General features: G+C 42.5%; 20 protein-coding genes. 17 read left to right on the top strand and 3 right to left on the bottom strand.

The annotated features are described in order from the left end of the window. Positions 1-63 precede the first annotated feature (63 nt). The 9 genes from AB8P51_RS11395 to AB8P51_RS11355 all read left to right on the top strand — a co-directional run bounded on the left by AB8P51_RS11395 (position 64) and on the right by AB8P51_RS11355 (position 11,337). The gene (locus AB8P51_RS11395) at positions 64-609 is read left to right on the top strand and encodes a DUF1599 domain-containing protein (protein WP_369748953.1); all 546 of its coding nucleotides are present in this window, start codon (positions 64-66) and stop codon (positions 607-609) included. A gap of 17 nt (positions 610-626) precedes the next feature. Then, positions 627-2,288, top strand: coding sequence for a BT_3928 family protein (locus AB8P51_RS11390; RefSeq protein ID WP_369748952.1), 1,662 nt, complete (start codon positions 627-629; stop codon positions 2,286-2,288). Positions 2,289-2,303: 15 nt separating this feature from the next. Next, on the top strand, positions 2,304-3,056 hold the full coding sequence (tpiA, locus tag AB8P51_RS11385) for a triose-phosphate isomerase (RefSeq protein WP_369748951.1): 753 nt from the start codon (positions 2,304-2,306) through the stop codon (positions 3,054-3,056). A gap of 1 nt (position 3,057) precedes the next feature. Beyond that, positions 3,058-3,894 (top strand): 50S ribosomal protein L11 methyltransferase, encoded by an 837-nt coding sequence (prmA, locus tag AB8P51_RS11380; protein WP_369748950.1) that lies wholly within the window; start codon positions 3,058-3,060, stop codon positions 3,892-3,894. Between the two features lie 114 nt (positions 3,895-4,008). Next, positions 4,009-4,284 (top strand): ATP-dependent Clp protease adaptor ClpS, encoded by a 276-nt coding sequence (locus tag AB8P51_RS11375; protein ID WP_369748949.1) that lies wholly within the window; start codon positions 4,009-4,011, stop codon positions 4,282-4,284. A 280-nt stretch (positions 4,285-4,564) separates the two neighbouring features. After that, positions 4,565-4,819: a hypothetical protein gene (locus AB8P51_RS11370; protein ID WP_369748948.1), complete on the top strand. Its 255-nt coding sequence runs from the start codon at positions 4,565-4,567 to the stop codon at positions 4,817-4,819. 131 nt (positions 4,820-4,950) lie between these two features. Then, positions 4,951-6,465 (top strand): sugar porter family MFS transporter, encoded by a 1,515-nt coding sequence (locus AB8P51_RS11365; RefSeq protein WP_369748947.1) that lies wholly within the window; start codon positions 4,951-4,953, stop codon positions 6,463-6,465. Between the two features lie 8 nt (positions 6,466-6,473). After that, positions 6,474-7,784, top strand: coding sequence for a glycoside hydrolase family 2 TIM barrel-domain containing protein (locus AB8P51_RS11360; RefSeq protein WP_369748946.1), 1,311 nt, complete (start codon positions 6,474-6,476; stop codon positions 7,782-7,784). Between the two features lie 79 nt (positions 7,785-7,863). Then, complete coding sequence (locus tag AB8P51_RS11355; RefSeq protein ID WP_369748945.1) at positions 7,864-11,337, top strand: hypothetical protein; 3,474 nt, start codon at positions 7,864-7,866, stop codon at positions 11,335-11,337. 25 nt (positions 11,338-11,362) lie between these two features. Here AB8P51_RS11355 and AB8P51_RS11350 read toward each other — a convergent pair whose 3' ends face one another. The 3 genes from AB8P51_RS11350 to AB8P51_RS11340 all read right to left on the bottom strand — a co-directional run bounded on the left by AB8P51_RS11350 (position 11,363) and on the right by AB8P51_RS11340 (position 12,944). Next, complete coding sequence (locus AB8P51_RS11350; protein ID WP_369748944.1) at positions 11,363-11,776, bottom strand: DUF6691 family protein; 414 nt, start codon at positions 11,774-11,776, stop codon at positions 11,363-11,365. Continuing rightward, the gene (locus AB8P51_RS11345; protein ID WP_369748943.1) at positions 11,773-12,336 is read right to left on the bottom strand and encodes a YeeE/YedE family protein; all 564 of its coding nucleotides are present in this window, start codon (positions 12,334-12,336) and stop codon (positions 11,773-11,775) included. The genes AB8P51_RS11350 and AB8P51_RS11345 overlap by 4 nt, the downstream gene beginning before the upstream one ends. 134 nt (positions 12,337-12,470) lie before the next feature. Next, positions 12,471-12,944, bottom strand: a complete 474-nt coding sequence (locus tag AB8P51_RS11340) for a hypothetical protein (RefSeq protein ID WP_369748942.1) — start codon at positions 12,942-12,944, stop codon at positions 12,471-12,473. 187 nt (positions 12,945-13,131) lie between these two features. On the opposite strand from AB8P51_RS11340, the gene AB8P51_RS11335 reads away from it, so the two are divergent. From AB8P51_RS11335 to AB8P51_RS11300, 8 genes are all read left to right on the top strand, one after another. Further along, positions 13,132-13,989 (top strand): sugar phosphate isomerase/epimerase family protein, encoded by an 858-nt coding sequence (locus AB8P51_RS11335; RefSeq protein ID WP_369748941.1) that lies wholly within the window; start codon positions 13,132-13,134, stop codon positions 13,987-13,989. A gap of 336 nt (positions 13,990-14,325) precedes the next feature. After that, entirely contained in the window at positions 14,326-15,447 is a 1,122-nt protein-coding gene (locus AB8P51_RS11330; protein WP_369748940.1) for a hypothetical protein, read from the top strand. Positions 15,448-15,456: 9 nt separating this feature from the next. Then, positions 15,457-15,846: a nuclear transport factor 2 family protein gene (locus tag AB8P51_RS11325; protein ID WP_369748939.1), complete on the top strand. Its 390-nt coding sequence runs from the start codon at positions 15,457-15,459 to the stop codon at positions 15,844-15,846. Between the two features lie 845 nt (positions 15,847-16,691). After that, entirely contained in the window at positions 16,692-17,000 is a 309-nt protein-coding gene (locus tag AB8P51_RS11320; protein ID WP_369748938.1) for a DUF6660 family protein, read from the top strand. Positions 17,001-17,125: 125 nt separating this feature from the next. Next, entirely contained in the window at positions 17,126-21,487 is a 4,362-nt protein-coding gene (locus tag AB8P51_RS11315) for a CusA/CzcA family heavy metal efflux RND transporter (protein ID WP_369748937.1), read from the top strand. A 3-nt stretch (positions 21,488-21,490) separates the two neighbouring features. Next, positions 21,491-22,687 (top strand): efflux RND transporter periplasmic adaptor subunit, encoded by a 1,197-nt coding sequence (locus tag AB8P51_RS11310; RefSeq protein ID WP_369748936.1) that lies wholly within the window; start codon positions 21,491-21,493, stop codon positions 22,685-22,687. Positions 22,688-22,693: 6 nt separating this feature from the next. Then, positions 22,694-23,110, top strand: a complete 417-nt coding sequence (locus AB8P51_RS11305) for a Fur family transcriptional regulator (RefSeq protein WP_369748935.1) — start codon at positions 22,694-22,696, stop codon at positions 23,108-23,110. 44 nt (positions 23,111-23,154) lie between these two features. Beyond that, complete coding sequence (locus AB8P51_RS11300; RefSeq protein ID WP_369748934.1) at positions 23,155-25,119, top strand: heavy metal translocating P-type ATPase; 1,965 nt, start codon at positions 23,155-23,157, stop codon at positions 25,117-25,119. Positions 25,120-25,297 lie beyond the last annotated feature (178 nt).

The raw sequence follows: 25,297 nt of genomic DNA, 5'->3' as shown, positions 1-25,297 counted from the left end.
GATTAAACTACGACCTTTGAGGCCGACAGTATTTCGAACGAAATGTACGCAAAATAGAAGGATATGCAGCATACTTCTGAACAATACGATGCCATAATAGAACGGTGCAGGGAGTTGTTCGTAAAAAAAATGAAGGATTACGGTTCTGCCTGGCGAATCCTGAGACTACCTTCCCTTACAGACCAGATATTTATCAAAGCCCAACGGATCAGAAGCCTGCAGGAGAAAGAGGTGAGAAAAGTAGACGAGGATGAACGTTCAGAATTTATTGGGATTATCAATTATTCTATCATGGCCTTAATACAGATCGAGAAAGGGGTGGTGGAACAACCCGACCTTAGCCTTTCACAAGCCTCCGATCTTTATGACAAATACGCCGCTGCCACCAAGAAACTGATGGAGGATAAAAACCACGATTACGGTGAAGCTTGGCGTGAGATGCGGGTAAGCTCATTAACCGATCTTATCCTTCAGAAATTACTGAGGGTAAAACAAATTGAAGATAACAAAGGAGTAACCCTGGTAAGTGAAGGCATTGGTGCCAATTATCAGGATATTATCAATTATGCGGTCTTCGCCATGATCCATCTGGAAGAGGAAACTGCCTGATACTATAAATGCGAACTATGAAGATTATTGTCACGATTTCAAGAATTTTCGTCGGGGTGTTGTTTATCCTTTCGGGCCTTATCAAACTCAATGACCCCGTAGGCTTTTCCTTTAAACTGGAAGAGTATTTCAGTCCGGCCGTGCTCGACCTGCCCTTCTTTACGCCTTATGCCCTGGCCCTGGCGATCTTCCTTGTTATTTTTGAGGTAGTTCTGGGGGTTTTACTTTTACTCGGTTACCAGAAGAGGATCACCTTGTGGAGTTTACTGGGGATGATTGTGTTCTTTACTTTCCTCACTTTTTACTCGGCCTACTTCAATAAGGTTACAGACTGTGGGTGTTTTGGAGATGCGGTAAAACTCACTCCCTGGGAATCCTTTACCAAAGATGTGGTACTTTTAATCCTCATCCTGCTTTTATTCTACGGTAAAAAATACATCCAGCCGGTTTTTAAAGCAAAAACTTCAATAGCTATTCTCCTTGTTTCTCTCCTGGCCTGCGTATTGTTCGTCAACCAGGTGATCAACCATTTGCCCTCTATCGATTTCAGACCTTACAAGATAGGAGCAAACATTTCAGAAGGCATGAGTGTCCCTGCTGATGCCCCTAAGGCAATCTTTGAATATGCCTGGACTTTCGATGTGGATGGGGAGAGGACAACCATTGTGACCCAGGGGGAGTACCCCACTGTTGACGGGGAGTTTATTGAAGTGGAGACCAAGGAAATCCAGAAGGGGTATGAACCCCCCATCCATGATTTTACAATAGAAAAGAACGGAATTGATTTGGCAGGATCTATTCTCAAAAGAAAAAATTTATTGATGGTGATCTCCTATGATTTGCAAAAGACACATCGGGAAGCTTTTAAACAGATCAAAAAAATTACAGATTCAGCTCTTGTGATGGGCTATTCTGTAATTGGAATGTCTGCCTCTTCCGAAGAGTGGACTGAAGCACTAAAAAGTGAATACGGACTTCTATTTCCCTATTATTTTACGGACGAAACGACTTTAAAAACAATTGTACGCTCTAATCCCGGAATTCTGCGAGTAAAGGAGGGGACAATTATTCAAAAACTTCATTACAATGACTTCGAAGATTTGGAATTGAAGAACCTCTCTGATGAAGAAAGGTACATTAGCTCACTTCAGGTTCAATTAGATAGTATAATGATACTTGATCAGAAATACAGGGCTTCTTTTGATCCTTCAACTTGGTCTCGTCAAATGGAGATTGATCAGAGTAATATTCAATTTGTAGATTCAATTATACAAGTATATGGATATCCCGGAAAGAGTCTGGTGGGTGATAAAGCAGGGAAAGCAGCCTGGTATGTCATTCAGCATTCTGATAGGATAGACGAATTTTTACCGCAAATTGAAATAGCTGCACTTACAGGAGAATTACCATTCAGGCTGTATGCAATGATGTTAGACAGATCATTGATGAACCAGAAGCAACCTCAGATATATGGAACCCAAGGAGTGACTCTGGCAGATGGCAGTAATGTTTTCTGGCCAATTGAAGATCCGGATAATGTTAATGAAAGGCGTAAAAAAGCTGGTTTTGGAACAACAATTGAAAAATATGCTATGGATCTTTTTGGACCGGATTGGCACTATGAAAATGAATATGGCCCTGAAGCAATGGAATGGATATTAGAAGGCATGAATAAATAAAAAACCATAACTAAAATGAGAAATAAAATTGTAGCCGGAAACTGGAAAATGAATAAGAACAGGGCAGATACGGCCCAGCTGATCGAGGAGTTAATGTCGGCTGTTACCCCATCTGCTGCCGAAGTGATGATCGCCCCCACATTTGTGAATTTGGCAGAAGCCGTTACAAAACTGGATGGTTCATTTATCGAAGTGGTTGCCCAGAATATGCACTTTGCCGAAAGCGGGGCCTACACGGGTGAGATCTCTGCAGACATGCTTCAGTCAATAGGAATAAATACCGTGATTCTGGGCCATTCGGAGCGAAGGGCTTATTTTGGGGAAGACGATGCGCTTCTGGCCAAAAAAGTCGATGCCGCCCTCAAAGCGGGAATACGGATCATTTTCTGTTTCGGGGAGGAATTACAGGATCGGAAAAGTGGAGATCATTTTAAAGTAGTGGGGAGTCAGTTGAAAAATGGCCTGTTCCACCTCGATGGCGATTCCTGGAAAAATATCGTCCTGGCTTATGAGCCCGTTTGGGCTATAGGTACAGGGGAAACTGCATCACCAGAACAGGCACAGGAAATGCACGCTTTTATCCGCAAGACTATCGCAGAAGCCTATAACAATGAAATAGCTCAGGATGTAACCATCCTCTACGGGGGGAGTGTTAAGCCCGGCAATGCAAAAGAGATCTTTTCAAAGGAAGATGTGGATGGCGGACTAATTGGAGGTGCTTCTCTGGTTGCAACAGATTTTGCTGCCATCGTTGCTGCAGCCCAATAAGATGAGTAGGGTCTACCTGGAATACAATTTTGAAATAGATCCGGTAGTACCGGGTATTGAAATCCTTCTTGCGGAACTGGCAGAATTACCCTTCGAAAGTTTTGAAGAAACTGAGACTGGCCTGAAAGCTTATGTCCGCAAGGCCGAATGGCAGGAAGAACTGCTTGGGCAGATCAGCCTTTTGGACAACCCCGCTTTTCAAATTCATTACCAATCCCGCGAAATCCCGGCAGAAAACTGGAATAAAAAGTGGGAGACACATTTTGATCCCATTGAGATAGACACCAGATGCAGGGTTAGGGCCCCATTCCATGCAAAAGAAGAAGTGTCCTTTGATATTGTGATCGAACCTAAGATGAGTTTTGGTACCGGGCACCATGAAACCACTTATTTAATGCTAAAATTTATTCTGGACATGGACCTCAAGGGTAATTCTGTACTCGATATGGGTTGCGGGACGGCTGTTTTGGCTATACTGTCTGCAATGAAGGGTGCCGGATCTGTAGATGCCATAGATATCGATCACTGGAGTTATGTCAATTCCCTGGAAAACGTAAAAAGGAACAACCAGGAACAGATTCTGGTTCTCGAAGGGGATGTGAAGGCTATTCCGGAAAAGAAATACGACCTGATTCTCGCCAATATTAACAGGAATATTTTGTTGTCTGATATTCCTTCCTATTCAGACCATTTGGAAGAAAAAGGGCAATTACTGCTAAGCGGGTTTTATAAAGCAGATTCAGAAATGATAAACCGGAAGTGCCTGGAGGCCGGACTACGGCTAAAATCACAGCAAGAAAAGAATTCCTGGATGGCTATTCTTTATCAAAAAGACTAACTTTAAAATAAGATCCTGAACAGCCCGCAAAGCTTTAAAACAAATGGAACTTAGTAAAATTCCATACGGAATGTAAAGTCGGAAAAATTACTATATTAGTAAAAATTCTTCGCTATGGGACAAAAAGAAAAATTTTCAGAAGAGCTGCTTCTAGAAGAAGTCACAGTAAAACAACACGAGATCGTCCTGTTTAATGATGATGTGAATACTTTTGATCACGTTATCGAAACTCTTATTGGTGTTTGCGACCATACCCCGGAACAGGCGGAACAATGTTCTCTTATCGTTCATTACAACGGGAAATGTACCGTAAAAACAGGAGAATACGATGATTTAAAACCACGTTGTAGCAAATTGTTACAGGCAGGTTTGAATGCCGAGTTGGTCTGAGAGCAGCATATTATTACTTTCTTGCCGTTATCCGTTCAGAGACCCGGATCAACCTTATAAATAATACCTTTTTGAGAGTAGGTTTAACAGTACTCGCCTTGAAAATATTATAACCAGTGTCTTAAAAACAACTGAAGGAAATCTGTTTCTTACGGAACATGGAGATTTCTATCAAATGAGGGAAGGCTCATTTATGATCGGAACTATTTCTAACGAAATATTTCATCTATCTTTTACAGCTGAACTTATTAAAAATATCAATCAAAGAAACGGTTAACTTATGAATACCGTTCTAGCAATTTATGAGGACGAAGATCAAAACATTTGGCTTGGCCTCGACAATGAAATAAGCGAGATCATATTCTTACTGGATAACGAAGTCAATGGTTCAGTTAGTAATATGGCAAGTTTATCTTGTAATAAAGATTTTTCTTTAATAATGAATATTGCCATGGAAGGTTCTTATGGAGGCGCAATAGATCGGGCCTTTACACAATCGAGTATGGAAGTAGATTATATAAGAGTTTATCAATAACAATTGTTTTGATTTTAGCTTATTAGCTTTTAAAAAAAAGGTTGGTTTTTATTACTGACTTTTTTTTACCTTATTTTTAGATACTAACCAACGAAACTCTTTTTATGGAATCAAAATCACAAGAAATCAAAATGAATAGGTCCTATACGGTCCTGATTAGTCTGATTGTTGCCCTGGGTGGATTTCTACTGGGATTTGACAGTGCAGTAATCTCAGGAGCCGTTAAAGGTATTACCATCTATTTTGAAATGACCGAATGGATGCTAGGTTTCTCAGTAGGTTGTGTCATTTTTGGCGCTATGGCCGGAAATTTATTGGCTGGGCCCATTGCAGATAAATTTGGAAGGAAGAATACACTAATTGTTGTTGCTGCTTTATTTACAATTTCTGCGACCTGGTCTGCCTTGGCAACAGGATATACAGAGTTTATCATTGCAAGGATCATTGGAGGTGTTGGGATTGGAGGAGCAATCCTTATTGCACCGATATACATAGCCGAAATTGCACCACCAAAACTCAGAGGAAGTTTGGTGTCTTTTAATCAGTTAAATATTGTAATAGGTATTTCGGTTGCCTATTTCTCTAACTATTTCCTTATCAATTATGGAGATGAAAGCTGGCGTTGGATGTTAGGCGTTGAAGCAATACCGGCTCTGATTTATTTCCTCTCATTATGGACTGTACCTAAAAGCCCGAGATGGCTTATCCAAAAATTAAACAAGGTTGAATTAGCCAGAAAGATATTGATGAAGATTGGCGGAGAAGAATACGCTGAATATACTATTCAGGAAATTCAACGGGGTATTGCTAAAAAAGAAGAGAAAGGAAGACTCTCTGACATATTTAAATGTAAATACGCCACCATAATGATCATTGCGCTGGGGATAGCATTTTTCCAGCAAATAACAGGGATCAACGCTATCTTTTATTACGCCCCTACGATCTTTGAACAGGCTGGAGGAAGTACAGATAGCTCGTTCTTACAGGCTATAGTGGTGGGCCTAACAAATCTTGTCTTTACCTTGGTAGCTATTTGGCTTATAGATAAATTAGGAAGAAAACCCTTATTACTCATTGGAACTACATTTATGACAATAGCATTGCTGATGGCAACCTATGCATTCAATTCTGCTACCTATGATTTTAATGAGACCACTTTGGAAAAAGTTTCTGACCAGGAATTAAAGTTGGCTTTAACTGATCTCAATGGCAGCTCGTTTAGTGGTCAGGCCGAATTATTTGAATCGGTACAAAAACGTTTAAACGAGACTCAGTTCCTGGATTTTAAAAGAAATCAGATCACCAATTTTATACAGATTAATGCCACATTGGTCCTTATTGCAATATTGTTGTATGTGGCCTCTTTTGCCATTTCACTTGGACCGGTAATGTGGGCACTAATTTCGGAGATTTTCCCATCTAAAATTAAGGGTATTGCGATTTCTGTAGTCGGATTTTTTAATTCTCTGGTAAGCTTTTCTGTGACCCAGGTTTTTCCATGGGAACTATCTAATCTTGGTCCTACAATAACCTTTGCACTCTATGCTGTATTATCGTTCTGTGCCCTTTTATTTGTATATAAGTTTGTTATAGAGACCAAAGGAAAAACCCTGGAAGAAGTAGAGGAATTACTAATAAGAAAATAAGATTAAGCATGAATCGTATTGTTGTAATAGCTTTGTTATGCGTTCTATTTGCTTGTAAGAACAGGCCGAAAAAAACAGTTGATAATGAAATAAATACCGGACCAGCGAAAGTTGAGATCCGTAAAAATGACGGTAAATTTGAATTGATAGTAAATCAAGAACCATTTTATATAAAGGGAGCCGGATTAGAGTTTGGTAATGTTGAGGCACTAGCAAATCACGGTGCAAATTCGTTTAGAACCTGGAGAACAGAAAACGGCGAGAAATCAGCCAATGAAGTATTGGATGATGCATATAAAAATGGACTCATGGTTACCATGGGAATTGAGGTGGGAAGAGAAAGACATGGTTTCGATTATGATGATCCTCAACAGGTAAAAGATCAATTGGAGGATATAAAACGGCAGGTTTTAGCATTAAAGGATCATCCTGCGCTAATGATCTGGGGTATTGGGAATGAACTAAATTTACATTATACCAACCCAAAAGTATGGGATGCTGTCAATGATATTTCAGAAATGATTCATGAGATGGATCCTAACCATTTAACGACAACTAGTCTGGCCGGAGTTTCAGCTAAGGAAATTAACTTGATCAAAGAGCGTTGCCCTGATCTGGATATCCTCGCGGTTCAAATGTATGGGGACCTACCAGACCTACCCAATCTTATTCGTGAATTTGGTTGGGATGGACCTTATATGGTTACCGAATGGGGCGCCACAGGTCATTGGGAAGTACCCACAACTTCCTGGGGAGCACCTATAGAAGAGTACAGTACCCTAAAGGCAGCTAATTATTTAAAGCGATATAAAGGTGGAATAGAAGCCGACTCGGTCCAATGTATTGGGTCTTATGTTTTCCTGTGGGGTAACAAGCAGGAGCGTACCCCAACCTGGTATGGCATATTTCTGGAAGATGGACAGGAAACAGAGTCTGTAGATGTAATGCATTATATCTGGAATGGTGAATGGCCTGAGAACAGGACACCACAAATAGACTCTTTTATCCTGAATGGAAAAACTGCATACGAAAACGTGACCTTAACAACAGATAAACAATATGTAGCTACCATTGTTTCTACTGATCCTGAAAATGATGCTATATCCTATAAATGGGAAGTACTACCAGAAAGTACAGATCTGGGTGAAGGAGGCGATTATGAAGAACGACCTAAAGCGGTACAAGGATTATTTATGGTCGAAAAAGAGAATACAGTATTGATGAAAGCACCAAAGAAAGGTGCATATAGATTATTTGTATATGCCACTGATGGTAACAACCATTCAGCAGCAGCAAACATTCCATTTTTGGTGGAATAAGAATGGATCATTACCCATTTAAGCCTCTACAAAAAGGACAATTTTGAGAGGCTTTTTTTAATGAAAGTCAGATGAACATATGGAAAAGCAGCTAAAAATAGGTACATGTATTTTGCGGGAAACTAAGAAGGATATCCAAGGCAAGCTTGTTGAAATTGATGGTGAGGATTTCTACATGATCACGAATAGTGATCAAATGCGCCCGTTCTTTATGAGCATTGTAAGTGATTCCAATCACTGGATGTTCCTTTCGAGTAATGGCGGACTTACGGCCGGGAGAAAGAATAGTGAGTTTGCTTTATTCCCATATTATACTGATGATAAGATTACCGAATCCATCGAAGTTACGGGGAGTAAGACGATCATGCGTGTAAAGACAGCAGATGGAGAAGTTCTGTGGGAGCCCTTTTCAGATCGATATGAGGGTATTTATCAGCTAACCAGAAACCTCTATAAGAATACCTTTGGCAATAAGGTGATATTTGAAGAGATCAATGAAGACCTGGGTCTTGTCTTCCGATATCAGTGGAATTCAAGTAATGTTTACGGATTTGTCAAAAGGGCCAGCCTTCTGAACACAAATGGGTCTGATGTTGAGATTTCCCTATTGGATGGCCTTCAGAATATTGTTCCCTATGGGGTTACAACCGAGATGCAGAATACCCGCAGTAATCTCGTTGATGCATATAAAAGGAGTGAATTAATACCTCATGCAGGTCTAGGGATCTATGCCCTCAGTGCCATCATTGTGGATAAGGCCGAGCCTAGTGAGGCATTAAAGGCCAATGTTGTTTGGTCTATGGGAATGCCAAAGGCCGCTTATCTGTTGTCTTCCCTCCAGTTAGACCATTTTCGGGAAGGGAAGGACCCCCATCAGGAAACCGATATAAAAGCAGAAAAAGGGGCGTATTTCACTTTCTCCAAAACTACAATAAAACCAAAGCAGACCCTGGAATGGATGATTGCAGCTAATGTCAACCAGACCGCCACAGATATAGCTGCCTTAAGTAAAAAGTTAGAAAAGCCCGATACTTTAAAAAAAGAAGTCCTGGGAGATATTTCAGAAGGAACCAGAAAATTAAAAGAACTGGCCGGAGCCGCTGACGGTTTCCAATGTAGTCGTGATAAGCTACAGACTTCAAGGCATTATGCCAATGTCCTCTACAATATCATGAGAGGGGGTATTTTTGATTCTGACTACCGCATTGAGAAATCAGATTTCAATACCTATTTGCAACAGGCCAATAAAGAGGTCTTTAAAGCCTTTTCCCAGGAATTGGAGCAGCTTTCGGAGGTCTTTGATGTGTATGATTTAAGAGAGCTTGCTCACAAGAGTGGAAATCCCGACTTTAAGCGCCTGTGCTTAGAGTACCTCCCTCTTAAGTTCAGCCGGAGACACGGGGATCCCAGCAGGCCTTGGAATCGATTTTCTATTAATACACGAAGTGAAATAGACGGATCTAAGATCCTTGATTACGAAGGAAACTGGCGGGATATCTTCCAGAATTGGGAGGCGCTTGCACACTCCTATCCCGATTTTATCGACGGGATGATCCACAAGTTCCTTAACGCTTCCACCTTTGACGGTTATAATCCTTACCGGGTTACAAAAAGTGGGTTCGACTGGGAAGTGATTGAACCCGATGACCCCTGGTCTTACATTGGATACTGGGGAGATCATCAGATTATATACCTTTTAAAATTCCTCGAATTCATAGAGGATTATTATCCTTCAAGGCTTGGAAATTACTGGAATGAACATCTTTTTGTATACGCCAATGTGCCTTATAAGATAAAAGGATATCAGGATATTGTTGCGAATCCTAAGGATACCATTGATTTTGATCATAAGCTGGACGGCAAAATCAATGAAGCCCGGAATAATATTGGGGCAGATGGTGCCCTGCTGACCGGGCAGGATGGAAAAATTATCCATGTCAATCTTGTGGAAAAACTTTTGGCAACCCTGCTTGCAAAATGCTCGAATTTTGTCCCCGAGGCGGGAATCTGGCTCAACACTCAGCGCCCCGAATGGAATGATGCCAATAACGCTCTGGTGGGTAACGGTGTTTCTATGGTGACCCTCTATTATCTCAGGAGATTCATGGTGAAGTTCAGGGAAATTATAGAAACCGTTGAAACCGAAAAGGTTGAAATCTCAACAGAGATCGCAGATTTTATGACAAGAGTTGAACAGGTCCTTGAAGAAAACCGTGCTGTACTTAAAAGGTCAATTACGGATAATGAACGGTTAAAAATTATGAAAGGCCTGGGAACTGCTGGAAGTAATTATCGCGAACAAATATACAAATCGGGGTACAGCGGGAAGAAAGTCAGTCTGTCAAAAAATGAACTCTTGCGTTTTACAGAAACTGTATTACCCTTTCTTGAACATTCTATCGATGCAAATAAACGGGAAGACAATTTATACCACTCATACAACCTGATTAGCGTTGCACCTGGGGAAGGTACTTCTGTTGATTATCTGAGCGTGATGCTAGAGGGGCAGGTTGCCGTACTCAGTGCCGGATACCTGAAGGCCGAAGAGGTGTTGAAACTTCTCGACAGCCTGAGGAAAAGTGAGTTATACAGACCGGACCAGAACAGCTATATACTCTATCCCAACAAGGATTTACCGGGATTCATGGTTAAAAATGTAATCCCTGCAGCTCGAGTGAAGGATTCCCGCTTGCTGACTCAACTTTTGGAAACAGGAAATAAGTCTTTAATAGAAAAGGATGTTAATGGAAACTATCATTTCAATGGAAATTTCCACAACGCCAATGATGTCAGTAAGGCTTTAGACGTTCTCGCTGATGGTGAGTATTCATCCCTGTTGGAAACTGAGAGGGAGTTGATACTTGATATTTTTGAAGAAGTATTTGATCACAAATCGTTTACAGGAAGGTCAGGAACTTTCTTTGGCTACGAAGGACTGGGTTCTATTTACTGGCATATGGTCTCTAAACTATTATTGGCAGTTATGGAATGCAGCAGACGTGCAATGGCAGAAGGGACATCAGATGTGGTTGTAAAAGCTTTGATGGAGCATTATCACGAGATCAACGAAGGGATAGGGGTACACAAGTCGCCCGAGGTTTACGGAGCGTTCCCAACGGACCCATATTCACACACCCCTGCAACCAAAGGGGCGCAACAACCTGGGATGACAGGGCAGGTTAAAGAAGATATCCTCAGTCGTTTAGCAGAATTGGGAGTAAGTGTTCAAAATGGAAAACTCTCCTTTGGTACGGGCTTAATCGAAAAAGAGGAAATCCTTAAAGAAGAAGCAGAATTTGCCTATGTAGATCTGCTGGGGGAGGAGCGAGTTCTTAGCCTTAGTCCGGATAGTTTAGGGTTTACCTATTGCCAGATTCCTGTGGTCTATAATTTCGGATCAGAGGAAGGGATGGCACTCTATTTCAGGAACGGTGATTCTGAAAAGAAAGAGGGCCTTACCCTCGATACAGAGATGAGCAATAAGATCTTTCAGCGTTCAGGAGAAATTATACGGATCGATGTCAGCCTTCCGAAAGAAATGGTGCCAATGTAGTATTGCCAATCAGTACGGAGAAAGCTTAGTGCGGCAATTTATCGCGCAGCAAACCGTATAGAAATGTGCCGAGTATTGCACCACCGATTACGAAAAACATAGTCATCACACCCGTACCTACAAGGATATACATTGGTCCGGGGCAGGCACCGGCAAGGCCCCAGCCAAGTCCGAAAATAGTACCTCCGAGGATATATCTGGCGATACTTTTGTCCTTTGCGGGGATTTCGATAGGTCGGCCTTCTATACTATTGAGATGAGATTTTTTAATAAGCCATATGGCCGCCACTCCAACTGCAATAGCTGAACCTATGATCCCGTACATATGAAAGGATTGAAACTGAAACATTTCATAGATCCTGTACCAGGAAACGGCTTCAGATTTTACTAGGACAATGCCGAAGAATACTCCGACCAATAAGAATTTCAATAATTTCATGCGGTAAAGATTAATGGGAATAAGAAATGAACCATGATAAGTCCGCCTATAAAGAATCCGATTACAGCGACCAAAGATGGCCACTGGAGGTTACTTAAACCGGTTATTGCGTGTCCTGAGGTACACCCGCCGGCATATCTGGTACCGAATCCAACAAGAATACCCCCACCAATCAGTATAAGTGATCCCTTTAATGTCAGTGCCGAACTCCAGTCGTACAATTCAGGGGGCAGGAGGGAAGCCCCTGCATTTTCGAATCCGAGCGAATCGAGATTTGCAATAGTTTCTGGGTTCAGGGCGATAGCCGAACCATCAGAGAGGAAATTAACCGCGATAAACCCTCCAATAACTGCTCCCAGTACAACGGTAAGGTTCCAGATCTGAGATTTCCAGTCGAATTTAAAGAAGGAGGCAAAATTATCTGCACCACCCATGGTACAAAGGGTGCGCAGGTTGCTAGACATACCAAAGGTTTTGCCGAAGTATATCAGTACGATCATGACCAGGGAGATCAGCGGACCGGAAACATACCACGGCCAGGGTTTAAGTAAGAATTCCATGCATAAAATTTTGTGCAAAGATACATCAAAGTACCCCTTTCAATGTAATCCTTGTTACAATTCCCATCAGAAGTTTGTGATTAGCTTCATTGATCTGTTCAGAGAAGAATGAAATCTACTGTGAAGAATGAAATCTACTGTTTTACAAACACCTGCGATTGAAAATCGGGCAGAGTTTTACCTTGAGAGAGCGTTAGCACAGAGCCATCAAGGGAATATGAATTTTCTGTTTCTTCAGACAGTACGATCTGTCCGTTTACCAGATCCCAGCTGCCGGTGGTAGACTGATTAAAACTGCAGGATATGGCGTATTGATCGTTTGTTATGGGGCTGATATTCAATTGCATGGCAAACTTGCTATAGCTCAGGTCTTCCCGCAGGATGATGCTGGCACTGAGACAGTCGAGTTCTGCCATCAGGTCTTGAGAAAGGACATCATCGTTGTTGAGGTCTTGTGCCGGACTTACATTGTATTCCGAGAGATTATAAAGTCCGGTGATCGCATCGAGCTGATCCTGAGAGATTTTGGGTTCGGGGTTGGAGGAATCCTTAGAGCAGGAGAAGAGTAAAACTAAAACTAAAACAGTAAAAAAAGATTTGTTCTTCATAGCAAATGAATTTATTACAAAGGTACCAATATAGTTCATTTTAGTGCGAATGAGGGAGCTAAAGAGTGGTTCGTTCCTCTAAAGGTTTTGTCCTTATGGAATTCTTATATTTGGAGGGCGGCGTTTATTTTTATCGGGTTAATAGATAACAGAAGGTCGATTATTTATTTGACTAAAACTTCAATACATGAAAATCAAAGTATTTTTAATTGCACTACTATTTACAATGTCTTGTCAAACCGAAAAAAAAGATTCCTTTGGAGGACTTGCTTTGTATACGGTAAGAGAAGATATGAAAGTCGACGTAAGAGAAACTCTTAAGGCTGTGGCTGATGCGGGTTATATAAATATCGAAGCAGCCGGATATGAGGACGGAAAGTTTTATGGGATGACGCCAACCGACTTTAAATCATTACTTCAGGAATTGGGTCTGAACCCCGTAAGTACCCACCAGGGATCAGTTACATTGGAAAATGCGGAGCAGATGATGGCCGACGTAAAAGCTGCCGGGTTTGAATATTTTGTGGTTCCCGTACCTCCTATGGGCCTTTTTACATATGATAACAGTACTAATTCCCTGGGCATGACAGGTGGTGCAGTGAATCTGACGGAGATCATCAATGAAATGGGAAAAAAGGCAAATAAAGCCGGATTAAAATTACTTTACCACAATCACGATTTTGAATTTATGGAAGATGAAGATGGAGTGGTTCCAATCGACTATATGCTTGAAAATACAGATCCGGAATACGTGAATTTTCAGATGGATTTGTTCTGGGTTACTAAGGCTGGTGCCGATCCGGTGGCCTATTTTGAAAAATATCCTGGTCGATTCAAAGCCTGGCACGTAAAGGATATGGATGAACAAGGGCGTTTTGCCCCGGTGGGAAAGGGTTCGATCGATTTTAATCGAATTTTAGCCCAAAAGGAACTGTCCGGAATGAAATATTACTTTGTGGAACAGGATATGACATTTGATGGCCTCAAACCATTAGATGCCATTCAAATTAGCCATGACGCCTTAAAAGAGATCGGGTTTGAGTAGAACAAAATGCCTTTAATTAATCGACAAGACACCTGTCATCCTAATTGGAGCTTGTAATGAAAATAAAACCGCACTCAATAAGTGCGGTTTTTTATTTGATAATAACTGATTTCTTCTTTATCCTCCATCTGATGGCAAATGTGTCATTACTTCAGATAATGACGATTACCAATTCTTCTTCTTTGCCCTAATTAACCCGCTCTTATATCATCAAATAGTTTTAGGGAATGAATTCGCCTCTTATTCACGACAAAAAGTTATGCTTTATGACCAAGATCATTTGCTAAACAGCTGATATCCAATAGATTTACTCTTGGAATTATAAAAACGGTACTTATGAAAACTATTACTTTTTTGTTTGTTGCATTGTGCTCAGTGCTTTCTTTCAGCCAAACCGTAAATGAAGGTGAAATTTTAATCAATAAGACGCAGCCCGATGATACGTATCGCGCAGGAGAAACTATCAAGATTGACGCCGTTATACAGGGAGACTTGGTCATAGCGGGGGGGAATTTAACAATTAATGACTCTATTAATGGCGACTTAACAGCTGCTGCGGGAGAATTGTTTCTCAACGGCTATGTTGCAGATGATGCGCGTTTAGCTGTAGGTAGAGCCACTATTGACTCAGAAATAGGGGATGATTTAGTTGTTTTTGGCGGAGAAGTTATCCTTACTGAAAATGCTGTAATTCAGGGAAATCTCAAATGTTATGGAGGAAATATTGAAGTACGGGGGGAAGTTCTTGGAAAGCTTGAAATCAAAGGAACGGATGTTCTTATTGACGCAACTATAAGAGAAAGCTCAGTTATAATAGGAGAAGATATTACACTTGGGACTAATGCCAAATTTTATAAAGAAGTTGAATATTGGCATAGCGATGAGGAAATAGATTTTAACAACGCCCTTGTCAATACCGAAGCCCAATTTAATGAAGAACTTGCTGAAGATAATTCGCAATTATCTCTAACGACTATCGGGACAAAATCAGTTAAATCGTGGATAACGTATATCTTGTCTTCATTTTTAGCCATCCTGGTGTTTCATGCATTATTCAGAAATGCATTTTCAAACGCTGTTGACGACTTAGAACAAAGCTTACTAAAAAGCTTTGGATTCGGGTTGATTTATCTACTGGGAATTCCACTGGCGATACTCCTTTTGTTTGTTTTGGCAATAGGTATTCCGCTAGGACTCTTTGCAGCCGCAGTTTTTGTGTTTAGCATATTGTTTGGTCATTTGGTGGCTGCTTTGCTGGCAGTATACTATTTGAGATATAGAAAAGGAAAGAATTGGAGTTTTTGGAGCATTACATTTTTAGCATTATTAATTACAGTCGTATTGAGGGTGATCACAATGATTCCATATGCAGGTATCTTGTTCTCTGTCATTTTAATATCAATCACATATGGGGCACTGACATTAAATGTTCTTCATCCTAAAAAACAGCTGGTATAAAATTTTACTATGATTAAGGAACATCCAAATATCAGTATTTTAAAGAGGTTCAACCCTGCTGATCCGAATACTGTGGCTGAGGTGTTAGCCGAAGATTTCGTATGGCACTATATTAACCCTGAACTACCTGAGATGGAAGGAGATTATTACGGCCTTTCTGGCCTAATAAAATTCTTTAAAGAAATAGCTGGAAGAACTAGTAGGTCCTTTAAGGTAAAGCCTATTTCTATAATGCCTTTAGGAGATAAATTGATCATAACACATGTGAAGGACAGTATGTTATTAGCAGGCAAAAAAATGAAGATTGAGGCTGTTGTAATCTGGTGTATAATAGAAGGTAAGATTAAAGAAGCCTGGGATATCCCTGTGAAACATACTGCTACTTTTTTGAATCAATAAAACATTGAATTTGAAAAGCAAAGAGATTGTACCGGATAATGCAAATAAAGAAACCGCACTCCTTGAGTGCGGTTTCTTGCTTGATGTGACCTCGACAGGATGACTCCCTTTTCTCGTGATCCTTTGAAATCCGCGTTGAGAATCGAAAAACAATCTTTCGCTTTGTTCCAAAAAAGAAGCGAGCTCCTTTTCTTGGAACTCGCTAAATCTTGAAACTTTTTTCGATTCATTCGTGACCTCGACAGGATTCATTTCGCTTTGCAAAATGTTCCTGATAAAGCTCCGTAGTCTAAATGAAAAGCCTCCAGCCTCCGGCTGGCTGCTTTTTCCGCCTTCACCTCGATCGGCAAGCGAGCTTGCCACCTCGTTCAGACGAAAAAAGCCCACCTTTAGGTGAGCTTTTCATTCTTAAGTGACCTCGACAGGATTTGCTGATGCACTTCCTTTGCGTTCCCCTTTGCAAATAGAAAGTCCATGGCTCTGCCATGACTTTTCCCTTTATTCTCAACCTTTGAAACTGCGTTTCAGGTTTTTCATAAATGAAAAAATCCATTACTTGCGTAATGGACTTTCTGCTTGTAGTGACCTCGACAGGATTCAAACTTAAATTTAAATCAGCAGAGTCCTTAGGTGTTTAAAAGGCCTTGCAAAATATGTTGACCGAATTGTTGACAGTCTATTTAAATGAAAATGGTGTCATTTGACTTTCAACGTGAATTTATGAAATAGTATTCAACTGAGGAAATTGCTTTTAGTTATTGTCCTGAAGATCGTTCCTTTTATTGAACTACCGCAAAGCTGTTCTTTGCAACCTAGTTGCACAAAAATCTTTTTACCTTTGCTTCGTGAAACTTTTGGCAACCATACTGTCGATTTACTTCTTGGCTCTCAATGTGTTGCCTTGTAGCGATGCAGGAAACGTTAATGATGATTCCCAGGTTGTCATTACAGTTGATTTTGATGGAGACCACGATCAGGACTGTGAATTGTGCTCGCCTTTCTGCCAGTGCCATTGTTGCCACGCTCACACTATCAATTTCGGACTTGCTTTATTTGAACCATTGCAACCATTAATTTCTCAAGCCAACTTTGTCCATTTTGATAGGGCAGGCAAAGATATTTCTCTTTCCCTCTTTCAGCCCCCGCAGGTTTAATTCAGTTTTTATAGGATAGCTATATCCTGTTTAGATGTATTCCTTTTTAGGATATATCAATATCGTGTATTGCAATTTGGCCAATGCACCTGACGCTACTTTAAACTGAATTAACATACTTATCCATGATCAATAAAATCATTGATTTCTCGATCAATAACAAATTCATTATCGGTCTGCTCACACTTACCCTTGTTGGCGGAGGGATATGGAGTATGACCCAAGTACCCATTGATGCCGTGCCAGACATTACCAACAATCAGGTGCAGGTCATCACGCAATCGCCCAATTTAGGAACCGAGGATATCGAACAGTTCGTGACCTATCCCGTAGAGATCGCAATGAGCAATCTTCCCAATGTCAAGGAAATCCGTTCGATTTCGCGCTTTGGGCTTTCGGTAGTTACCATCGTGTTCGATGATGATATGGGTACTTACCTTCCCAGGCAATTGGTTTCCGAAAAGCTGACCGAAGTGAGGGAGCAGATTCCCGAGGGTCTTGGCCAACCATCTATGGGCCCCATTACAACAGGCTTGGGGGAAATCTATCAATATACCCTGAAGGTAGAACCCGATTTTAAGGAAAATTATTCCATCACGGATCTTCGGACTATGCAGGATTGGATCGTGCAACGCCAGATGGCGATGGTGCCGGGGGTGGTAGAAATCAATGCCATCGGCGGCAAGATAAAACAGTTCGAAGTGGCTATCGACCCCAATGAATTGAAGGCTATTGACCTTACCATCGGCGATGTTTTCGAAGCCCTCGAACTGAACAACCAGAATACGGGTGGTGCCTACATAGAAAAGAACCGTAAGGCCAATTTCATCCGTGGCGAAGGTCTGGCCCGCAACCTCGATGACATCAAAAAAATCGTCATCAAGAACAGCAACGGGGTACCCATTACCATCAATGATGTGGCCACCGTTCAATATGGTGCCGCGGTTCGCTATGGTGCATTGACCCAGGACGGACAGGGCGAGGTAGTCGGCGGATTGGTCATGATGCTCAAAGGTGCAAACTCCAATGAAGTTATAGAAAATGTCAAAGGAAGAATGGAACAAATACAGAAATCCCTGCCGGAAGGAGTTCGTATCGAACCTTTGCTCGACAGAAGCAAACTTATTGCCAAAACGACCGGAACGGTCAGGAACAACCTTATCGAAGGTGCCCTTATCGTGATTTTCGTGTTAGTGTTCCTATTGGGCAATTGGCGCGGGGGTCTTATAGTGGCATCTACGATCCCGCTGGCCCTGTTGTTCGCTTTTATCCTGATGAACGTTTTTGATGTATGGGCAAACCTGATGAGTCTGGGGGCCATCGACTTCGGTATCATCGTGGACGGGGCGGTCATTATTGTCGAAAGCACCGTTTTCATGATGTACGGTTACGCAAGGAAAAAGAAAGCCGAAAACGGGAATACCGCGCTGGAAATACCAAAGAAAGAAAAGGATGGAATAGCGGCCAACGCATCCAAAAAAATGATGAACGCCGCTTTTTTCGGGCAGCTCATCATACTGATCGTTTTCCTTCCCATCCTTGCCCTAGAAGGGGTCGAGGGCAAGATGTTCCAGCCGATGGCATTAACGTTCATATTTGCCATGTTAGGGGCGATGGTACTCTGTTTGACCTACGTTCCGATGATGTCCGCCCTGTTCATTAAGGCACCAAAATCCGCTAAAGCATCCTATGGCGATAGGTTTGTGCATTGGATAGAACGCAAATACGAACCATTGCTGATGAAATCACTTCATAAAAGTAAAATGGTCGTAGTAGTTGCATTGGGGATTTTTGCGCTGGCCGTTTTTACATTTACCCGAATGGGGGGCGAATTCATCCCGCAATTGGACGAGGGCGACATTGCCTTTCACGCTATCCTTCAACCGGGAAGTTCCCTAACGGAAACCATCGAGACCACCACGAAAATCGAACGCATCGTAAAGGCCGATTTTCCCGAAGTGGAGAAGATAGTAAGCCGAATCGGTGTGGCCGAAGTACCCACCGACCCCATGCCCTTTGATTTCGCGGATGTGTTCGTGATACTCAAACCAAAGGATGAATGGACAAGTGCCGATAACAAAGATGAACTCATCGAGAAAATGAAGGAAGCCGTGAGTATCGTTCCGGGAGTGAATTATGAGTTTACGCAGCCCATCGAGATGCGTTTCAATGAACTGTTGGAAGGTATCCGCGAGGACGTGGCCATAAAAATCTATGGAGAGGATATCGATATACTTGCAGCGAAAGCCGAGGAAGTTACCAAAATCATCGCAGGTACGCCCGGTATAGGCGATATGCGGGCCGAAGCTACGACCGGACTGCCCCAAATGACCATTCTATATGACCGTAGCAAAATCGCGCAGTACGGGGTCAGTATCAGCCAGCTGAACATTGCAGTGCAAATGGCCTTTGCGGGAAAAAGCGCAGGTGTCATTTTTGAAGGCGAAAAACGCTTCGATATGGTGGTCAGGCTGACCGAGGCCAACCGTAGGGATATAGACGATGTGCGCAACCTGTTCATCAATTTGCCCAATGGCAGTCAAATTCCCCTGCGTGAACTCGCAACCATCGAATACCGGCCGGGACCGATGCAGATAAGCCGCGACAACACCAACCGAAGGACGTATGTAGGCGTGAACGTCAGGGGGCGTGACGTAGAATCGTTGGTCAATGAAATCAAGGAAAAACTGGATGCGCAACTTGAGCTTCCATCCGGGTACTTCATTCGCTATGGTGGGGCTTTTGAAAATTTAGAACGTGCCAGCAAGAAACTGCAAACAGTCGTTCCAATAGCGTTGCTACTTATTTTTATCCTCATCTATTTTGCGCTTAAATCCCTTCCCCAGACGTTTATGATCTATCTCGCCATCCCAATGGCGACCATAGGCGGGGTTTTTGCCCTATGGCTGCGCGATATGCCCTTTAGTATTTCCGCAGGGGTCGGATTTATCGTGCTCTTTGGGGTAGCAGTACTCAACGGCCTCGTCATGATCAGCGGACTCAACGAGCTGAAGGACGAAGGTGTGACCAACCTTAAAGACCGTATCATGGAAGGTACAAAACGTAGGATACGCCCCATAATGTTAACGGCTTTTACCGATATTTTAGGTTTTCTTCCCATGGCCATTTCCGCATCGGCCGGAGCGGAAGTGCAAAGACCCTTGGCAACGGTGGTCATCGGCGGCTTGATAACATCCACTCTATTGACCCTGTTCATACTTCCCATATTGTACCAATGGGTGGAGAAGCGATCGGCGACGTTTAAGGTCAAGAAAAAATGGATTACGGCAACCGCGGTCGTGTGCTTATTGTTTACTTCAGGCATGATGGGCGCACAGGGTATACAGCAGGATTCATTACCAAGCGTTACTTTGGAACAGGCCGTAGCAATTTCCAAGAAGAATTATCCGTTGCTGAAGACCAACCGTCTTGAAATCGACAAACAGGCCGCCCTAAAAGCGAACGCTTACGATTTCGGAAACACCCAAGTTTTTACGGGCGGGGAGGAGGTCAACGGGGGTCAGGGCGTTTATACGACGGTCGGGTTGGGCCAACAGAATATTGATTTGTTCGGCATCGGTGCAAAAAAACGATTGCAAAAACAGCGGGTACAGCTTGCTGAAGCAGCCTATGGCCTGTCTGAACTTCAAGTGGAAAGGGAAGTGAAAAAAGCCTGGTCGGAAACCTATCAGGCAAAGCAAAAACTCCTTTTGTACAAGGAACTGGATTCTATCTACCAAAGGTTCTCGACCGCCATTGAACTCAATCTCGAAGTCGAGGCCATATCGCGATTAGAATTCGCTTCGGCCAAAAATCAGGCTTTGCAGATTCGCAATAGACTACGACAGGCTGAAAGCGACTTTGCAATTGCCCTGCAACGCCTGAACCTGTGGTTGGTCTCCGAAACGGTCTACTCCGTTCCCGACGAATTGAACGAAAGCGGACTTACGGTCCTGGAAACAGATTTCGAGTTGGAGGAACATCCAGGCCTGATGCTCTCGCAACTGCGCCTATCGGAAACCGAAGCGGAGCTAAATGCCGCACGTGCCGATCTGTTGCCCAAACTCAACCTTCAGGGCGGACTTCAAAAGGTAAATGGCGATAGCGGCTTTTACACCTATCAGGCAGGTGTATCTGTTCCGCTGTTCTCGGGTCCCGAACGAGGGCGTAAAAAGGCAGCAAAACTCGAAAGGGAAATTGCCGAAACCAATACCGCTTTCAAGGAAAAACAACTGCGATCCGAGTACGCACAGGCATTGCGGACCTATCAAAAATGGCGAAGCTCTTGGCGGTTCTATCGGGACGAGGCCATACCGCTCGCCAAGGAACAGCGAAAAGGCGCGCTTTTCGCCTATACCGAAGGTGCGGTGGACTATGCGGCTTTTACCCAGATCATACGGGATGCCATACAGACCGAAATGGACGCTTTGGAAGCACTTGACAATTACTTGAAATCCGTATTCGAACTTCAATATTATACCTTATAAACGATGAAAAATATAATAAAACATACAGTACTGGTCTCGATGGGATTGCTCTTGGGCCTATCGGCCTGTGGGGATTCCAAAGAAAAAAACGCCCCCAAAAGCCAAGATTCGGAATCGGCAATGCGGCACGTGGAAAACGAAGGCGACGAAGTTATGCTGACGGAAAAACAATACGACGCGTTGCAGATGAGGATCGATACGCTGGCACAAAGAAACATGAGCGGCTATATAGAGGCCAATGGGCAGTTGGAAGTACCCCCACAGAACGAAGCCACCATTACTTCCGTAGTGGGTGCAAACGTAGTTTCTATCGAGGTTATCGAGGGCGATAAGGTCAATAAAGGCCAAACGGTGGCCTATCTCTCGCATCCCAATATCATCCAGAAGCAGACCGATTATCTAAATGCGTACAGCAATAGCCAGTTTTTGCAAAAGGAATACGATCGCCAAAAAAGGCTTTATGAGGCCGGGGTCGGTTCGGGGATGAACTTCCAAAAGGCCGAGGCGGATTATCAGGCTTCCAAGGCCATGGTCAATGGACTTGAAGCTCAATTAAAACAGTTTAACATCAATACTTCCGGAGTTCGAGACGGTACGATTTATCAGCGGATAAGTTTGCAAAGTCCCATTGAAGGTTTCGTGCAGAGCGTGGAAGTAAAAACGGGGCAGTACGTAGAACCGCAAACCGACCTTTTCGAAATCGTCAATACGCACCATGTCCATGCCGATTTGATGGTCTTTGAAAAGGATGTGGACAAGGTCAGGGAAGGCCAAACGGTACGTTTCAATGTGCAGTCCATTCCCGGAAAGGAACTGACAGCCGAAATCTATTCGGTCAGCAAGACTTTTGAAAAAGATCCTAAGGCGATACACGTTCACGCCGAGATAGAGAACAAAGAGGGCGATCTGATTCCCGGTATGTACATCAGGGGACGTATCGAAATAGACAATACCCGAACCATGGCCTTGCCGGAAAGTGCGATTGCCAAGGATGGCGAAAAATCCTTTGTTTTTACTGCGGAAAAAGAAGATGGGGCATGGCATTTCAAGCCCTTGGAAATAGTGACTGGCACAAACAACGGGGATTGGGTAGCCATTGATTTTTTGGAATCCGTGGAACCCAAGACAAAATTCGCATTCAACAATGCCTATTACCTTATGGCCGAAATGAAAAAAGGGGAGAACGAAAACGATGATTAAATACTTATGAACGAAATAGAAAAATTACTAAAAGATAAAAAGGTTCGCCCAACGGCAATGCGCATATTGATCTATAAGTATATGGCCGAAAAGGACATCGCGGTCGCGCTTGCGGATATCGAGAACGCTTTTGCGAAATCGGACAGAACTACCTTGTATCGAACTCTGAAAACCTTTGAGGAAAAAGGCATCGTACACCAAATAGATGATGGCACCAATATTTCAAAATATGCCCTGTGCGAACCAGGTTGTAATTGTGAACTAGAACAAGATCTACACTTGCACTTTCATTGTGATAACTGTGATGAAACGATGTGTTTGACAGAACATAAAATCCCTCATATAAATTTGCCGGAAGGGTATATAGCTGAAGATGCGAATTTGGTCATCAAAGGTATTTGCGAAAAGTGTAGTGGACAATAAATGCACTTCCGTTGCATCAAAAATAGGATGACATTGCAAAAATTATGAAAAAGAAAAAAGTAAACCTACGGGACATAGACCCAAAAAAACATCAGGGCGAACATACACACGAGGACGGGTATAACCATGGCAATCCTGAAAAAGCATCAAATTTTAGAACCTATTTGCCATCTATTTTCAGCTTTGTGATGCTGATTGCAGGGATTGCCATAGATTACGTTGAGGCATTCCCCTTTTTCAAAGGATGGATCAGGATCGTATGGTATACGGTGGCCTATATTCCGGTAGGATTTCCAGTTATCAGGGAAGGTTGGAACAGCATCAAAAAAGGCGATTTCTTTACCGAGTTTTTCTTGATGTCGATTGCCACTCTGGGAGCATTCGCCATTGGGGAATATCCGGAAGGTGTGGCCGTGATGCTGTTCTATGCCGTGGGCGAACTGTTCCAAAGTTCAGCGGTCAACCGGGCAAAAGGAACCATCAAAGCGTTACTTGATGTCCGTCCGAACGAGGCATTGGTATATCGTGATGGCGATATTGTTTCAGTAAATCCCGAGACTGTTGAGATTGGCGAAAAGATACAGGTACGTGTAGGTGAAAAAGTTCCACTTGATGGCATTCTGCTTTCCGAAAAGGGTTCTTTTAATACTGCTGCCTTGACAGGCGAAAGCAAACCTGATACTATTGCTAAAGGCGATACTGTTTTTGCAGGTAGTATTAATCTCGATAGGGTAATCGAAATCGAGACTACTAAGGAATTTAAGGACAGTTCCATTGCACGAATTCTGGAAATGGTACAGAATGCAACTGCCAGAAAATCAAAGACGGAATTGTTTATTAGAAAATTTGCGCGGATTTATACGCCTATCGTTGTATTCTTGGCAATCGGCCTGACGTTTCTGCCCTCCTCTTTTGTGGATGATTATGTATTTAGGGATTGGCTATATCGAGCATTGATATTTCTCGTTATTTCGTGCCCTTGTGCGCTGGTCATTTCCATTCCCCTGGGTTATTTCGGCGGATTGGGTGCGGCATCGCGAAACGGTATTCTGTTTAAGGGTGCATCCTTTCTAGATACAATGACGCAAGTGGACACGGTCGTAATGGATAAGACCGGAACTGTAACCAAAGGGGTTTTTAGAATCAAGATAATCAATTCAATTACATTTGAGGAAGCCGAATTTATGAAGTACCTGATGGCGATGGAAGAACAATCCACACATCCTATTGCAAAAGCGATTCTCGAATATAAAGCTGACGGTTCGGATTATGAGGCTACTGATGTTTCAGAGGTTGCCGGAAAGGGTTTGAAAGGAACGGTCAACGGGAAGACGGTGCTTGTAGGAAACAAAGCTTTGATGACCTCAAACAATATAGAAGTCCCTTCGGCAACAGATGGTATTGTAGAATCAATTGTTATGGTGTCCATTGATGGAAAGTTTGCAGGTTATGTAACCATTGCAGATGAACTAAAGGATGATGCGCACCAAGCCATTAAACAGATTAGGGATGCCGGAATTTCCAAGATTATAATGCTATCAGGTGATAAGGACTCAATTACACAACAGGTTGCAAAAGAATTAAACATCGATTGGGCAAAAGGTGGGTTGTTACCCGAAGATAAACTGAATGAAGTCGAAGAGCTTAAAAAACAACCTGAAACAAAAGTCGCATTTATCGGCGATGGCATAAACGATGCACCAGTTTTAGCAGCAAGTGGCGTGGGTATTGCGATGGGTGGTTTGGGTAGCGACGTTGCCATTGAAACAGCCGATGTTATCATACAGACCGACCAACCGAGCAAGATTGCAATAGCGATTAAAATTGGTCGTTCAACGCGACGAATTGTCTGGCAGAATATTGGTTTGGCCTTCGGAGTAAAAGTAATAGTACTCATTCTAGGTGCAGGTGGCCTGGCCACGATGTGGGAAGCCGTTTTTGCCGACGTGGGGGTTGCACTTTTGGCAATTTTCAATGCGGTTCGGTTGCAGCGGATGACGTGGGATTAAGGTCATACTAAATCTAAATAAAGAAATCATTTTTTCATTCGGGACAACTGATAGTATCTAATAAAATATATTAATTGCATAATCCACTAACGCAGAACTTCCAAAGATTCCATAAGTTTTGCTCTGTGAATTACATAGAAATATTTAGACTTATCTAAAAATATAATTATATTCGTAT

It is taken from the genome of Muriicola sp. SD30 (assembly GCF_041205185.1).
Classification (GTDB): domain Bacteria; phylum Bacteroidota; class Bacteroidia; order Flavobacteriales; family Flavobacteriaceae; genus Muriicola.
The sequence above is the reverse complement of the archived record's forward strand: the minus strand, read 5'-3'. Positions and strand labels throughout refer to the sequence as shown.